This is a genomic window from Lacrimispora algidixylanolytica (assembly GCF_003609635.1).
Lineage (GTDB): Bacteria > Bacillota > Clostridia > Lachnospirales > Lachnospiraceae > Lacrimispora > Lacrimispora algidixylanolytica.
Genome location: NZ_MCIA01000035.1, coordinates 23,918 through 36,821 on the forward strand (window position 1 = coordinate 23,918; position 12,904 = coordinate 36,821).

The window sequence follows — 12,904 nt, forward strand, 5'->3', positions numbered from 1 at the left end:
AAAGGGAGGGGACCTTATGGAAAATATCAAGAAAAGCACACTGGAATTAATCGGTAACACTCCATTGGTTGAATTAACTAATTTTGAAAAGAAGCATGAGCTTGGGGCACAATTGCTGGCAAAGCTGGAGTATTTCAATCCTGCTGGCAGCGTGAAAGATCGGGCAGCTCTCTTCATGATTGAAGATGCAGAAAAGAATGGAATACTAAAACCAGGGGCAACCATAATTGAGCCTACATCAGGAAACACTGGAATTGGAATCGCCAGTATAGCTGCCGTAAAAGGCTACCGAGCTATCCTTACCATGCCAGAGACCATGAGTGTGGAGCGTAGAAATCTTTTAAAGGCATATGGAGCAGAAATTGTGCTTACAGAAGGAGCCCAAGGGATGAGAGGTGCCATCTCTAAGGCGGAAGAGTTACAAAAAGATATTTCGGGTTCTGTAATTTTAGGCCAGTTTGACAATCCTTCCAATGTCCGGGCTCACCTAGAGACCACAGGACCAGAGATCTGGAACGATACAGATGGGAACGTGGATATTTTTGTAGCTGGTATAGGTACTGGTGGTACGATTACTGGAGTCGGTGAGTATTTAAAGAGCCAAAACCCAGAAGTCAAGATTGTTGCAGTAGAGCCTGCAGGATCCCCTGTTCTCTCAGGTGGCAATCCGGGTCCTCACGGAATTCAAGGAATTGGAGCAGGATTTGTTCCTTCTATATTAAATACAAAAATATATGATGAGATTATTCCGGTGGAAAATTCAGATGCCTATGAAACAGGAAAAGAGATAGCCCAGACAGAGGGAATTTTAGTGGGAATATCATCTGCAGCAGCCGTATGGGCGGCAGTTCAATTGGCAAAGCGTCCTGAGAATGCAGGAAAACGGATTGTTGTAATTCTTCCTGATACGGGAGATCGGTATTTGTCTACACCACTTTTTAATTAAGCAATTATAAATACAAAACCAGGGTCGATAGATGTTCAACCCTGGTTTTTTTGTATGTGTTTTTGGCCTTCTCGGTATTCTGAATAGAAGTAATTAATTTCTGCTCCAAAGAAGAGTATGCATATACAGGTATAGAGCCATAGCATGATAAGGACGATGGCTGTAAGTCCTCCATACATTACGGAATAATTGCCGAAATTATTAAAATAAATAGAAAAAATAAAAGAGAATGAAATCCAACCAATGGTTGTGAAAATTGCTCCAGGAATCTGTCTTAAAAAGTGTTGTTTCTTTGATGGAACATAGGTATAGAGGAGTGCAAAACAAATCGTTAAAATAAATATAAGCATGGTCCGGAAGGTAATGATATACTGGGTGACCTCGCCAAGAATTGGAAAATGCCGATATATCAGATTCTGAATGGTATTGCCTAACACTAAAAGCACCAGAGATAAGATACAGATAATCATAAATACAATGGTATAACCGGAGCAGATGATCCGCGTCATAAGATAGCTTCTTTTATTTAGCTGTCCAAATACCCGGTTCAATCCCCTTTCAATGCTTAACATTCCTCTGGAAGAGGACCATATGGCAGCAACCGCTGTAACCGAAAGAATGGCGACAGGAGTATTTGTATATAGATCATCAATCACATTTACAATTACGCTGTTCATCTCCATGGTATTTGGCATAACTGAGATAACAAGCTGCAAAAGATTGGCTTTTGTAATAGGAGGAATAAACTGGACCAAAGCAAGCAAAAGCATGAGGAATGGAAATGCAGCGATAATTGCAAAAAATGATGCCTGGGCTGCATATACGGTCATTTCTTCCTTATTATATTTATCATATATCTCCTTGCAACGCAAAATAAAGCGAATCATATTATCTCCTTTCGGAATCAACTCTGATGTTATGTTAGAAGAAACCCATAACAGAGTTACTTGTATAAGCATATTAGCATGGGACAAAAAAAATATCAAGGGTTCCGCCTTTAAACTATTTTCGTGGAAAAGTGCCTATAAATTTGACAAATTCAGCTAAGAATTATAAAATGAATGAAATATATTTGTTTATCATCAGAGAGAAGGTAAGTGCACATGGAATATGTTCCAGCCAAAACGATAGTGACGAAAACTAAGGGTTCAGACTGGTTTGGAATTGATTATAATATGAATATTTACAGAGGTTGCTGTCATGGTTGTATTTATTGTGACAGTCGATCAGACTGTTATCGGATTGACCATTTTGATACGGTACGGGTAAAGGAAGATGCTTTAAGGATTGTTCGGGATGATTTAAGACGAAAAGTAAAAAAGGGAGTAGTAGGAACCGGTGCAATGAGCGATCCTTATAATCCCTTTGAAAAAGAATTCCAGCTCACAAGGCATGCGCTGGAATTAATTGATGCCTATGGTTTCGGAGCAGCCGTGGCAACAAAAAGCACATTATTGGAACGTGATATTGATATTTTGTCAGGAATTAAGGAACATTCACCAGTGATTTGCAAAATAACAGTGACCACCACCGATGATAGCTTGGCAAAGAAAATAGAGCCTCATGTTTCCTCCCCCTCTAGCCGTCTAGGGCTTATAGAAGCTCTTAGAAACAAAGGAATCTTTGCAGGTATCTTAATGATGCCTATTCTCCCTTTATTAGAAGATAATGAAGAAAATATTTTATCCATAGTGAAGGCTGCACATGAAACTGGTGCTAATTTTATCTATCCCTCTTTTGGAGTGACACTACGTAACAATCAGCGAGAGTGGTATTTTGACCGACTTAAGGAACAGTTTCCGGAACAAGACTTAGCAGCGGAGTATATAAGGCGATACGGAAATAGCTATGGATGCACAAGTCCCAGGGCGAAAAGTCTATGGAGTCTTTTTTCAAAAGAATGTCAGCGTTACGGCATCCTATACCAGATGCCGGATATCATTCATTCCTATAAAAAGAATTATGAGGTAACTCAATTAAGTCTCTTTGATTAATCTAAATTTGTTTTTCAAAACACGTAACAAATTCCCTGGCTATGTTTGAGACATAGCCATTTTTTTTATATACAGCAGCGATTTTTGTAACCGTATCTTCAGAGTCGATTTCCCGTAGAACCAACTCGTTCCCATTACCTCCCTGGCAGATAGATTTGGGAATAAGAGCGACTCCAAGACCAGATTTTGCCCATTGCAGGCATGTCCTGGCATCGTCATTGCGGCAAAAGATATGCGGTTCTATCCCAACGTTTTGGAATGCTGTAGAAATGATGGCATCAAAGCGGCGGTAATAGATCAGAGGTTTTTTAGATAACTCTGTTAATTTAATTTTCTCGGAAGAAATCTCCGAAAAGAAAGAAGGAATACCGGCTGCCATAAGTGGTTCCTCTTTTCCATATACACACTCAAATCCTACGGAATGAAAAGGGGTTCTTATAATGGCGCACTCGATGATTCCGTTTCTCATCTTTTCCATCAACTCATAAGTATTCCCTTCTGTAATTTCAAATCGTACATTTGGATGTTCATTGCAAAATATTTTTAAGAAATTTTGAAGAATGTTCCCGGAAGATGAGATGGTCCCAAGCTTTAAAATCTCTTTTGCAGAGGAAGGAAAATGCATGAGTTCCTTTGTGACATCTTCCATCATGGTAAGGATGTCCTTGGCCCTGGAATAGAGAAAAGCCCCTGCTTCAGTCAATTCAGTCTTTCTAGAGCCCCGCTCAAACAACTTAAGTCCTAGATCTTCCTCTAACAGCATAATCTGCTTGCTTAAAGGTGGTTGAGACAGGCCAAGCTTTTTTGCCGCATCCGTAAAACTACCTGTTTCTGCAATTGTTATAAAATAATATAACTGTTTTGAATTAAGTGGAATCATTTGGCACATCCTTTATTTCATAATGAGTATTATTTCTACTTGTATTATTATACCAAAATGATATAATAATACAATCTATTATTCCGAAAAAATATAATATTTCAAAAGCGGAGGATTTAATTTATGAAGGAACTCCTAAAGTATCTCAAAAAGTATAAGCTTGAGAGCATTCTTGGGCCGTTGTTTAAGCTTCTGGAAGCCAGCTTTGAACTTGTGGTGCCACTGGTAATGGCAAAAGTGATTGATGTGGGGATTAAGTCTCAGGATTTGCCTTACATTCTAAAAATGGGAGGATTGCTGGTACTTCTTGGGATCATCGGCCTTATCTGTTCCATAACTGCCCAGTATTTTGCGGCTAAGGCAGCGGCTGGTTTTGGAACCGATTTGAGGAATGATCTGTTTGCCCATATCAATAAGCTTTCCTATCGAGAAATTGATACCATAGGTACCGCTACGCTGATTACTAGAATGACCAGTGATGCCAATCAGATTCAATCGGGAATCAACATGTTTCTCCGTTTGTTTTTAAGATCACCTTTTGTTGTATTCGGTGCCATGATTATGGCCTTTACCATTAATTTTAAAGCAGCCTTGATCTTTGTGTTTACAATACCCATATTATCCGTGGTCATATTTGGAATCATGTACTTTAGTATGCCCCTTTATAAAAAGGTTCAAAAGCAACTTGACCAGGTTCTTCTGACTTCAAGAGAAAATCTGCTGGGTGTTCGTGTTATCCGCGCCTTTAACCGTGAGAATGATGAAATCAAGCGGTTTGATGCGGAAAACAGTCTCTTTGTTAAGTTCCAGATTTATGTTGGAAGAATCTCCGCGTTAATGAATCCGCTTACTTACGTTATTATTAATATAGCCATCATCATTCTTATCAATACAGGAGCTGGAAAAGTAGAACAGGGGATCATAAGCCAAGGTCAGGTAGTGGCTCTTGTCAACTACATGTCTCAAATTTTAGTAGAGCTTGTAAAACTGGCGAATCTCATTATTACCATCTCAAAAGCTCTTGCCTGTGCCAATCGTGTAAGTTCTGTCTTTCATAAGGAGCCAGGCATCGTAGAAACCGTTCATATGGATGTAAAAGAGAAGTCAAATGAAGCAATGGTCTCATTTCATTCCATGAACTTTACCTATGAAGGAGCAAAAGCTCCAGCACTTAGAGATATCTCCTTCCAGGTCAAAAAAGGAGAAACAATTGGAATTATTGGAGGAACTGGATCTGGTAAGACGACTTTGGTCAATCTGATCCCAAGGTTTTATGATGTCTCGACCGGTTCTTTATCAGTTGGAGGAACCGACGTCAAAGAGTATCCCCTGGGTCAACTAAGGGAACTTGTGGGAATGATTCCTCAAAAATCTGTACTATTTAAAGGTTCTCTTCGTGAGAACATGCAGTGGGGCAAAAAAGATGCTACCGATGAGGAAATCTACAAAGCGCTTACCATTGCTCAGGCGAGAGCGTTTGTAGAGGAAAAAGGGGAAGGACTGGATTTTATAATTCAGGCTGGAGGAAAGAATCTTTCCGGTGGGCAAAGGCAAAGATTAACCATCGCCAGGGCCTTGGTTAAAAATCCTCAGATTCTAATTATGGATGACAGTGCATCTGCACTGGATTTCGCCACTGATGCAAGACTTCGCATGGCGGTCAAAGAAGGAACAAGGGATATGACCTCCTTCATCGTATCACAGCGGGCGGCAACCATAAAAAATGCAGATAAAATAGCGGTTCTAGATGATGGAACTATGGCTGGTTTTGGATCTCATAAGGAACTGCTTCAATCTTGTGAAGTCTACCGGGAGATCTGTTTATCCCAGTTATCTGAAAAGGAGGCGCAGTAATATGGCGATTAATAAACATAGTTCTACCATCAAACGGGTGATGGGATGTATCGGTCGGTATAAATGGGGCGTTTCTGCCTCCTTATTCTGTGCATTGCTTACTGTGCTGTTGACTCTTTATATTCCCGTTTTAATCGGTCAGGCCATTGACTGTATTGTAGGGATTGGGGACGTCAATTTTCAAGCTATGTGGGTGATTCTCAAGCAAATGGGGATTGTAATACTTTTAACCTCAGTGTCTCAGTGGCTTATGAGCCATATAAACAACTGGATCACTTACCGTGTTGTAAAGGATATTAGAACCCAGGCATTTAATAAACTTGAAGTACTTCCTTTAAAGTATATAGATTCTCATTCCCATGGAGATATCATTAGTAGGATTATTGCAGACATAGACCAGTTTTCCGATGGCCTTTTAATGGGATTTACCCAATTGTTTACGGGTGTTCTTACCATAATCGGGACATTGATATTCATGTTCTATATCAATCCTACCATAGCAGTAGTAGTCGTTGTAGTGACCCCTGTATCTTTGTTCGTAGCCAGCTTTATCGCAAAAAAGACGTATTATTTGTTTCAGATGCAGTCAAAAACAAGAGGTGAGCTTACCTCCCTTGTTGAGGAAATGATGGGGAATCAAAAAGTAGTGCAGGCGTTTGGACATGAAAAAGAAGCTCAGCATAAATTTGAGAACATCAATGAAGAGCTTCGGATTTGGGCATTAAAAGCCACATTCTTTTCTTCTATTACCAACCCTTCAACTCGTTTTGTAAATAGTCTAGTATATGCTTGCGTAGGAATTTCTGGTGCATTTGCAGCCATAAACGGTCTTTTGACGATAGGACAGCTAACCAGCTTTCTAAACTATGCAAATCAATATACAAAACCATTTAATGAAATATCCGGAGTTATCACGGAACTTCAAAATGCACTGGCTTCTGCTGCAAGAGTATTCGAACTAATTGATGAGGAATCACAAATTCCAGATAATCCAAATGCAGCCGTGCTGATGGATGCAACAGGCGAGATTCATCTAAATAGTGTTGATTTTTCTTATAACCCTGAAGTTACTTTGATTCAGGATATGAATCTTTTGGTTAAACCAGGGCAGAGGGTTGCTATCGTAGGACCTACTGGCTGTGGTAAGAGTACAGTTATCAATCTTCTCATGCGCTTTTATGACGTTGATGCCGGCTCTATTGAGGTAGATGGAATGGATATCAGGCATTTAACAAGAGAAAGCCTGAGAGCCAGCTATGGGATGGTTCTCCAGGAAACTTGGCTGAAATCAGGTACCATCCGGGAGAATATCGCCTATGGAAAATCAGATGCCTCGGAAGAAGAGATGATTCTAGCGGCAAAAGAAGCTCATGCCCATAGTTTTATTGAGCGTATGCCAAATGGTTACGATACAGTTATTACAGAGGATGGAGGAAATTTATCTCAAGGGCAGAAACAGCTTCTGTGCATTGCAAGAGTAATGCTGTGTCTACCACCTATGTTGATTCTCGATGAAGCAACTTCTTCTATTGATACCAGAACAGAAGTAAAGATTCAGAAGGCCTTTGCAAAAATGATGGAAGGAAGAACCAGCTTTATCGTTGCTCACCGTTTATCTACCATACGAGAAGCGGATGTGATTTTAGTTATGAAGGATGGGCACATCATCGAGCAGGGTACACATGAAACTTTGCTTTCACAAGATGGATTTTATGCGCAACTTTATAACAGCCAGTTTGCCGTATCATAAATGGATTAAGAATGAAATAGAATAAAGATGCCCAAAAGTAGGAGATAATGTTGCTTTTTGGCATCTTTTCTTATATGATTCTTATGAAAAGGGAAATATTTCCCGATAGGTTAATTAAAATGATTTACAAAGGGGAAGAAATATGTTTGAAATTGCTATTTGTGATGACAATGCTCAAGACCGGAAACGGCTATCAGAGCGGATTAGAAAAAACATACCGGAAGCAGAAAAGATTCGTATCCATGAATTTGATTGCGGTATATCGCTCTTAGGGGCAATTAAAGACATCAGATTTTCTATTATTTTTCTTGATGTTCAGATGAAAGGAATCGATGGAGAAGAGACTGCGATCAGAATTCGTGCATTAGACAACAATGTAATCCTTGTCTTTTACACTGGATTCGTAGAACCATCTCCTCGCAGCTTTGAAGTTCAACCTTACCGTTATATCATGAAAAATATGACTGAGAAGATTATGGATCGGTATATCAAGGATGCCTTGAATAAAATGATTGAAATTGGACAAGCTCCTTTCCTTACGGCAAATATGAACCGGGAGAGGTTGTTTTTAAGAGCCGATGATATTGTATATATCGAAAAATATAAGAAGAACACGAGAGTACATATATCAGAAAATTCTTTGCGTATCTATGGCATAAAGCCAGATGAAAACGGAGAATTACCTGATATTCGTATTCCAGAGAAGCTGGAGAAGATTTATGAAAAGCTAAAAGACCATGGATTTGGCTATCCTCATGACAGCTACATAATTAATCTAAAATATCTGGTATACTGCACCAGTAAGATATTGAAGCTTAAGGATGTAGAGAATACCTTTCAAATAGCTAGAAGTAAGGCCTCTGAATTTAACAGTTTGAAGGAAACCTTTATGCTATCGAAATATAAGGAAGGCGATTATAATGGGAAATGATTTATTGTCAATTAGCAGACTGCTTTTCTGCGCAGCGGATATTTATATGACATATCGCTTTTTTAGCACTATGTTCAAAAAGAAGAGAACATTAAACATAAAAATATTAATTAGTATATTATTTACAATTGTTATGTTTCTAGAAAATAGTATAGGTCTGAGCTGGTTAAACCTAATGACAGTACCTATAATATATTATCTATATGTAATTTTGATGTTTAGAATCTCTTACACCAATGCAATTGCTTATACAATAATATTTTACGCTATATTTGCTTGTGGAAAAGAAGTATCATTTGAGATACTGTATCGACTATTAACAAATTTCTTGCCCTTTTATGTTCCGCCTTGGTTTACTTCTGGTGGAATATATTTTCTTTTAGTTGAATATTTTGTGGGATTTATGTTTTTAATCTATATAGAAAAATATATTAAAAAGCTTGAAATCAGTGATAATGATCGTTTCTCCTGGTACTTGCTTATAGTTCCAATATTTTCATTAATTATATCTGTTAATTTTATATATTTAGATTTTCCTAAAGTGAAGTTCATGCAAATATTTATGTGTGTGGGTGCATTCTTATTATTTTTTACAAATGCAGCAATATTTATTGTTCTTGAAAAATACAAGGACATTTTAAATAAGATTAAAATTGCTGAATTATCGGTAGTCAAACAAGATATGGAAAATGATCATTTTCAGAAAATATTGAAAATCAATGAACGTTATCGCTGCTATATGCATGATATAAATTCTTATTTTAATAGCTTTCGCTTATTGGCTATAAATGGTGATAATACTAAAATAGTTACAATCATTGATGAATTAAAAGGTAATATTAAAGATGTGACTGATATAGTTATATATAGTGGAAATCCAGTATTAAACGCTATTTTATCCGAGCGAGTTATAAAGGCGAAAGAGTCTGGAGTAGAGTTGTCACTATTTGTAGAAAAATTTCTTAAAATAGAATTTGTATCAGATGCAGATATGATCTCAATGATGGGTAATCTTATTGATAACGCGATTGAGGCTGCAGAAAAGTGTGATAAGGAAAGGAGAATTGTTGATGTTAAGTTATTTATGGGATCTAATTATTTTCTGGTTCTGCACATTGAAAATACCTATTCCGACATAGTGCTAAGGGAAGGTTCACGTTTGTTTTCAACAAAGCCGGATCCAAAACATCATGGACTGGGTATCGGTATAGTTAATTCCCTTGCAGAAAAATATGGAGGCTCTTTAAACTTGGAAGAGAGGGAAGGTATATTCATAACGACACTTACTATTTCTTGCTGTACATAGAATTTTAGCAAATTTTGGAATCTAACATGTATAATTTTGGCACTTTACTTGAAATATCCCTTTTTATAATATATGATCAAAGAAAAAAGGAGTGATTACGCCATGAAAAAACTGATGAATATTGTAAGGGGAAATTTTGTGCCTGTTAGAATTATGAATTTATTCGCTTTTGCAGTTGCTTTGTATTCGTTTAATGTTACTTGTATGTTTGCCCATCATCAGCCAAAGGTACCAGAAGAAGCGAAAAAGTTTAGGAAATTCTAATGTTAAAGCGTTTATCAGAGAATATTGTTAATTGGCAGGTTAGTAAAAGTATCTTAACTAACAAACAAAGTGCCTTGTACCAGTACGCATATGAAGTAATGTTAAATTTTGTAATCAATATATTAATAGCTGTTTTGATTGCAATAGCTTTTAAAGTACCGATGCAAGTTTTTGTATTTCTTGTCAGTTACATGCCTTTAAGGTCTTACTGTGGAGGATATCACGCTAAGACGAATGGCGCTTGTACTATCGTTTCCACTATTCTGATTTTAGTAGTATGCTTAATGGAAAGAGTTCTAACGGGGGTGTTGGGTACTCTTATAATACCGGTATGCTTTGTGATTTCTGGAGTGTTTATCTATGTATATGCTCCTGCTCCTGACAATAATAAGCCATTGGATGAAATAGAAATTAAGCATTATCGAAAAAAAAGCAGATTTGTCTGGTTAGTAGAAGCTTTAATCGGGGTGGTGTTTTGGTATTTTGGATTAAGAGCTAGTGCTGTGATTGCTATTAGTCATATCATATTGTCTCTAATGTTGGTTTATGGGGTGTTTAAAAATAAAAAAGCTTGTGATTGATCAAAATAATACTTGAAACTGGAGGATAACCTCCTGAGCATCTGCTCAGGAGGTTATCTTTTAAAAAAGTATATATTTTATAATGCTCACATTAGTTAATAGGTACATTAAATAAGTGTACTTAAAGAATAATTGCAAATACTCTGTCGAAATGATTTCTCGTAAATATTATACACTGTAATAGCTATGCTAATTTCGGCACTGAAAGCGTATAATTTTGGCATATGTGTTGAAAAAAAAAACTGCAGATGTAGAATATACTTATGCATGATTAGTAGAACGGGGGAATGAAAGGATGACTAGAAGGTGAGCACAGAAAGAATTAACGAAAGTTATTATCAATATAGAGCTAGCTGTTATATTAGAAGAGTTGATGGGACAGAGAAAATTAAAAGGTATCAGTTAGATACAGATATTTGTTATGGGGATCTTTATTTTTGGAATCGATATTATTTTCTTAAAAAAAGTCAAAATTTATTATACAACCTGGCAGCACAGGATACCAGGAATGTGAAATGTAAGATTTTACAGGAAAACCTAGTGCTTATTCCCAGGTTTACTTATAATTCGAATCAAAAGAAAAATAAATCAGGAAACTTGATTAAAAGATTCCTGCTGAATATAGAAATGCTTCTTCTGCTTCTTTTAAATACGTTCAAATCTTCTGTAGCTACAGAAAAGAATGGAATTTTCTCAAAAGGAGTAGAATTAGAAATCTTCCCTGAGGCCAGAATTGAGACGGAAAAGCAGGTGCTGGTTAAGGAAGAATTATGATATTTTTACGGAGGATAAAATCATGTTAAAGAAAGAAAAAGTAGCGGCTGACCGGCATCTTGAATGGATCAATCGGTTTACCAGCATTGAGACTGGGATTTATATTGATGGTGAGCTGATACAGTTTCAGGAAACTATGTTATTTAATAATGAACTAGGGGTGTCACTTCCTAGCACATTTCGAGAAATGACAAAAGATGAAGCTAAGAAAAAGTATTTTTCAGAACAGCGTCCTGAAATTATAAGATCGAATGAAGATGGATCCATTAATTTTTGTTTTAACATGATAGATAAAAGCATAAAAGAAGATCAGATGGAAGGCGTGATACATGAATTTTATCGCGTCCTGAAACGGTTTCAGCCAATGAGTGTATGTCTGGATACTGGCTCAGAGTTAGAAGATGAGGCACCTAGCGCATGGATGGAGTTTATAAGCAATGCCCTTAATGAAAACATCTATAATGTTCTGACCATATACCCGGCAGGCGATAGACTTCTTATGATTATGTTCAACTGTCCTTTTGAAAAGCGGATACCATGGTCTAATTGCTTATCCCTCGTGAGGAAAAGCGTAGTACTATACGGAGACAAGGCAAATGTGGAAATTGGTTAATCGATGATCCAATGTGCCGCTTTTTGTTGTTTAAACTAGGAGAAATATATGGAGATAAAAATGGAGAAAAAGCAAAACCTTCAGGATTTGTACGGTTATTTTTGTGGGATGTTAGCGAGAGGAAATATAGACGAAATATTTGGACCGGCTTTGGGAGCAGTGCCTGATCTAGGAGTTGTAACCGGGAGCATTAACATTTTGAAACCTTCTGGGACGAATACATCGGACCGTACCTTTCGGTGATTGGATAAATAAAGAAGTGGTGCCACCAAAATTTAATGGAATATTTTGAGTCGCAAATGAAAGCCCCTGCACCCGCAGGGGAGATCGTTATTCATGGTTATTTAAGACTGTAACCTGTTGATCATAGTCAGGATCAGCAAAAGGTCACCGTCTGAAAGTGTCTTAAGCTTATCTACCGCTTCTCTGATTAAAGGCGGGTTTGAAATGTCATCATCAAAGAAATCCCTAGGAGTTACACCAAGGTAATCGCAGATTGCTAGGAATTCAGTCATGGAAGGAAAGCTTCTGCCGCTGGAAATACTTTGAATGTAGCTTCTACTGTGTCCTAACTCGATGCTCATCTTATGCTCCGCTACTCCCTTTTTTATCCTCAATTCAGTAATTCGTTTGTTAATATAATCTTGCTCCATATCTTTCACCTCTCCCTATATATTGTATGATATCATAAATCATAAAATACACGATTAAAGTATGTAAAATAAATATATTGCATATTATGATTACGAATAGTATAATGAATGACGGTTAAAATTATGCATTTGCCAGGCAGAAGGAAGGAGATGTTTCGGTTACACATGTAAAATTAATGGATTTTATGAAGTTGCCCTTGTGACATTAAGATATTATTAATCAGTTGGAATTGTCTCTATAAGTTCCAAATGGGGAGCATGATAAAATAGCATTGATTGATCAAAAAGTAGAAGAAAACTTTACCTTAACAAAGTATTATTTAATTAATATTTATGTCGAAACATGAAAGGTAAAGGC

The 12,904-nt window shown here is 37.2% G+C and carries 14 protein-coding genes; 11 read left to right on the forward strand and 3 right to left on the reverse strand.

The features are described 5' to 3' along the window. Nucleotides 1–16: 16 nt before the first annotated feature. Nucleotides 17–946 (forward strand): cysteine synthase A, encoded by a 930-nt coding sequence (cysK, locus tag BET01_RS20455; RefSeq protein ID WP_120198735.1) that lies wholly within the window; start codon nucleotides 17–19, stop codon nucleotides 944–946. 35 nt (nucleotides 947–981) lie between these two features. On the opposite strand, the gene BET01_RS20460 is transcribed toward cysK, so the two are convergent. Beyond that, a complete protein-coding gene (locus BET01_RS20460) occupies nucleotides 982–1,833 on the reverse strand; it encodes a YihY/virulence factor BrkB family protein (RefSeq protein ID WP_120198736.1) in 852 nt (283 codons plus the stop codon). 216 nt (nucleotides 1,834–2,049) lie between these two features. Here BET01_RS20460 and BET01_RS20465 point away from each other — a divergent pair, with 216 nt between their 5' ends. After that, complete coding sequence (locus BET01_RS20465; RefSeq protein ID WP_120198737.1) at nucleotides 2,050–2,940, forward strand: SPL family radical SAM protein; 891 nt, start codon at nucleotides 2,050–2,052, stop codon at nucleotides 2,938–2,940. A gap of 1 nt (nucleotide 2,941) precedes the next feature. Here BET01_RS20465 and BET01_RS20470 read toward each other — a convergent pair whose 3' ends face one another. Further along, on the reverse strand, nucleotides 2,942–3,820 hold the full coding sequence (locus BET01_RS20470) for a LysR family transcriptional regulator (RefSeq protein ID WP_120198738.1): 879 nt from the start codon (nucleotides 3,818–3,820) through the stop codon (nucleotides 2,942–2,944). 123 nt (nucleotides 3,821–3,943) lie between these two features. On the opposite strand from BET01_RS20470, the gene BET01_RS20475 reads away from it, so the two are divergent. From BET01_RS20475 to BET01_RS20515, 9 genes are all read left to right on the forward strand, one after another. Then, nucleotides 3,944–5,674, forward strand: a complete 1,731-nt coding sequence (locus BET01_RS20475) for an ABC transporter ATP-binding protein (RefSeq protein WP_120198739.1) — start codon at nucleotides 3,944–3,946, stop codon at nucleotides 5,672–5,674. A gap of 1 nt (nucleotide 5,675) precedes the next feature. Beyond that, nucleotides 5,676–7,424 carry an ABC transporter ATP-binding protein gene (locus BET01_RS20480; RefSeq protein ID WP_120198740.1) on the forward strand — a complete coding sequence of 583 codons (1,749 nt, stop codon included), beginning with the start codon at nucleotides 5,676–5,678 and terminating at the stop codon, nucleotides 7,422–7,424. 142 nt (nucleotides 7,425–7,566) lie between these two features. Beyond that, complete coding sequence (locus BET01_RS20485; RefSeq protein WP_120198741.1) at nucleotides 7,567–8,355, forward strand: LytR/AlgR family response regulator transcription factor; 789 nt, start codon at nucleotides 7,567–7,569, stop codon at nucleotides 8,353–8,355. Further along, the gene (locus BET01_RS20490; RefSeq protein WP_120198742.1) at nucleotides 8,345–9,661 is read left to right on the forward strand and encodes a sensor histidine kinase; all 1,317 of its coding nucleotides are present in this window, start codon (nucleotides 8,345–8,347) and stop codon (nucleotides 9,659–9,661) included. The genes BET01_RS20485 and BET01_RS20490 overlap by 11 nt, the downstream gene beginning before the upstream one ends. A gap of 102 nt (nucleotides 9,662–9,763) precedes the next feature. Beyond that, the gene (locus BET01_RS20495) at nucleotides 9,764–9,925 is read left to right on the forward strand and encodes a cyclic lactone autoinducer peptide (RefSeq protein WP_243117289.1); all 162 of its coding nucleotides are present in this window, start codon (nucleotides 9,764–9,766) and stop codon (nucleotides 9,923–9,925) included. Continuing rightward, entirely contained in the window at nucleotides 9,925–10,506 is a 582-nt protein-coding gene (locus BET01_RS20500; RefSeq protein ID WP_120198743.1) for an accessory gene regulator ArgB-like protein, read from the forward strand. Before BET01_RS20495 ends, BET01_RS20500 begins: the two co-directional genes overlap by 1 nt. Nucleotides 10,507–10,812: 306 nt before the next feature. Then, entirely contained in the window at nucleotides 10,813–11,280 is a 468-nt protein-coding gene (locus BET01_RS20505; RefSeq protein ID WP_120198744.1) for a hypothetical protein, read from the forward strand. A 22-nt stretch (nucleotides 11,281–11,302) separates the two neighbouring features. Continuing rightward, entirely contained in the window at nucleotides 11,303–11,893 is a 591-nt protein-coding gene (locus tag BET01_RS20510; protein ID WP_120198745.1) for a hypothetical protein, read from the forward strand. A gap of 48 nt (nucleotides 11,894–11,941) precedes the next feature. After that, nucleotides 11,942–12,136: a hypothetical protein gene (locus tag BET01_RS20515; protein WP_120198746.1), complete on the forward strand. Its 195-nt coding sequence runs from the start codon at nucleotides 11,942–11,944 to the stop codon at nucleotides 12,134–12,136. A 101-nt stretch (nucleotides 12,137–12,237) separates the two neighbouring features. Here BET01_RS20515 and BET01_RS20520 read toward each other — a convergent pair whose 3' ends face one another. Continuing rightward, entirely contained in the window at nucleotides 12,238–12,546 is a 309-nt protein-coding gene (locus BET01_RS20520) for a helix-turn-helix domain-containing protein (protein ID WP_120198747.1), read from the reverse strand. Between the last annotated feature and the right edge of the window lie 358 nt (nucleotides 12,547–12,904).

Excerpts from the sequence above, each read along its gene's own strand:
- cysK (WP_120198735.1), top strand. The coding sequence starts at position 17 with ATGGAAAATATCAAGAAAAGCACACTGGAATTAATCGGTAACACTCCA.
- BET01_RS20460 (WP_120198736.1), bottom strand. The coding sequence starts at position 1,833 with ATGATTCGCTTTATTTTGCGTTGCAAGGAGATATATGATAAATATAAT.
- BET01_RS20465 (WP_120198737.1), top strand. The coding sequence starts at position 2,050 with ATGGAATATGTTCCAGCCAAAACGATAGTGACGAAAACTAAGGGTTCA.
- BET01_RS20470 (WP_120198738.1), bottom strand. The coding sequence starts at position 3,820 with ATGATTCCACTTAATTCAAAACAGTTATATTATTTTATAACAATTGCA.
- BET01_RS20475 (WP_120198739.1), top strand. The coding sequence starts at position 3,944 with ATGAAGGAACTCCTAAAGTATCTCAAAAAGTATAAGCTTGAGAGCATT.
- BET01_RS20480 (WP_120198740.1), top strand. The coding sequence starts at position 5,676 with ATGGCGATTAATAAACATAGTTCTACCATCAAACGGGTGATGGGATGT.
- BET01_RS20485 (WP_120198741.1), top strand. The coding sequence starts at position 7,567 with ATGTTTGAAATTGCTATTTGTGATGACAATGCTCAAGACCGGAAACGG.
- BET01_RS20490 (WP_120198742.1), top strand. The coding sequence starts at position 8,345 with ATGGGAAATGATTTATTGTCAATTAGCAGACTGCTTTTCTGCGCAGCG.
- BET01_RS20495 (WP_243117289.1), top strand. The coding sequence starts at position 9,764 with ATGAAAAAACTGATGAATATTGTAAGGGGAAATTTTGTGCCTGTTAGA.
- BET01_RS20500 (WP_120198743.1), top strand. The coding sequence starts at position 9,925 with ATGTTAAAGCGTTTATCAGAGAATATTGTTAATTGGCAGGTTAGTAAA.
- BET01_RS20510 (WP_120198745.1), top strand. The coding sequence starts at position 11,303 with ATGTTAAAGAAAGAAAAAGTAGCGGCTGACCGGCATCTTGAATGGATC.
- BET01_RS20515 (WP_120198746.1), top strand. The coding sequence starts at position 11,942 with ATGGAGATAAAAATGGAGAAAAAGCAAAACCTTCAGGATTTGTACGGT.
- BET01_RS20520 (WP_120198747.1), bottom strand. The coding sequence starts at position 12,546 with ATGGAGCAAGATTATATTAACAAACGAATTACTGAATTGAGGATAAAA.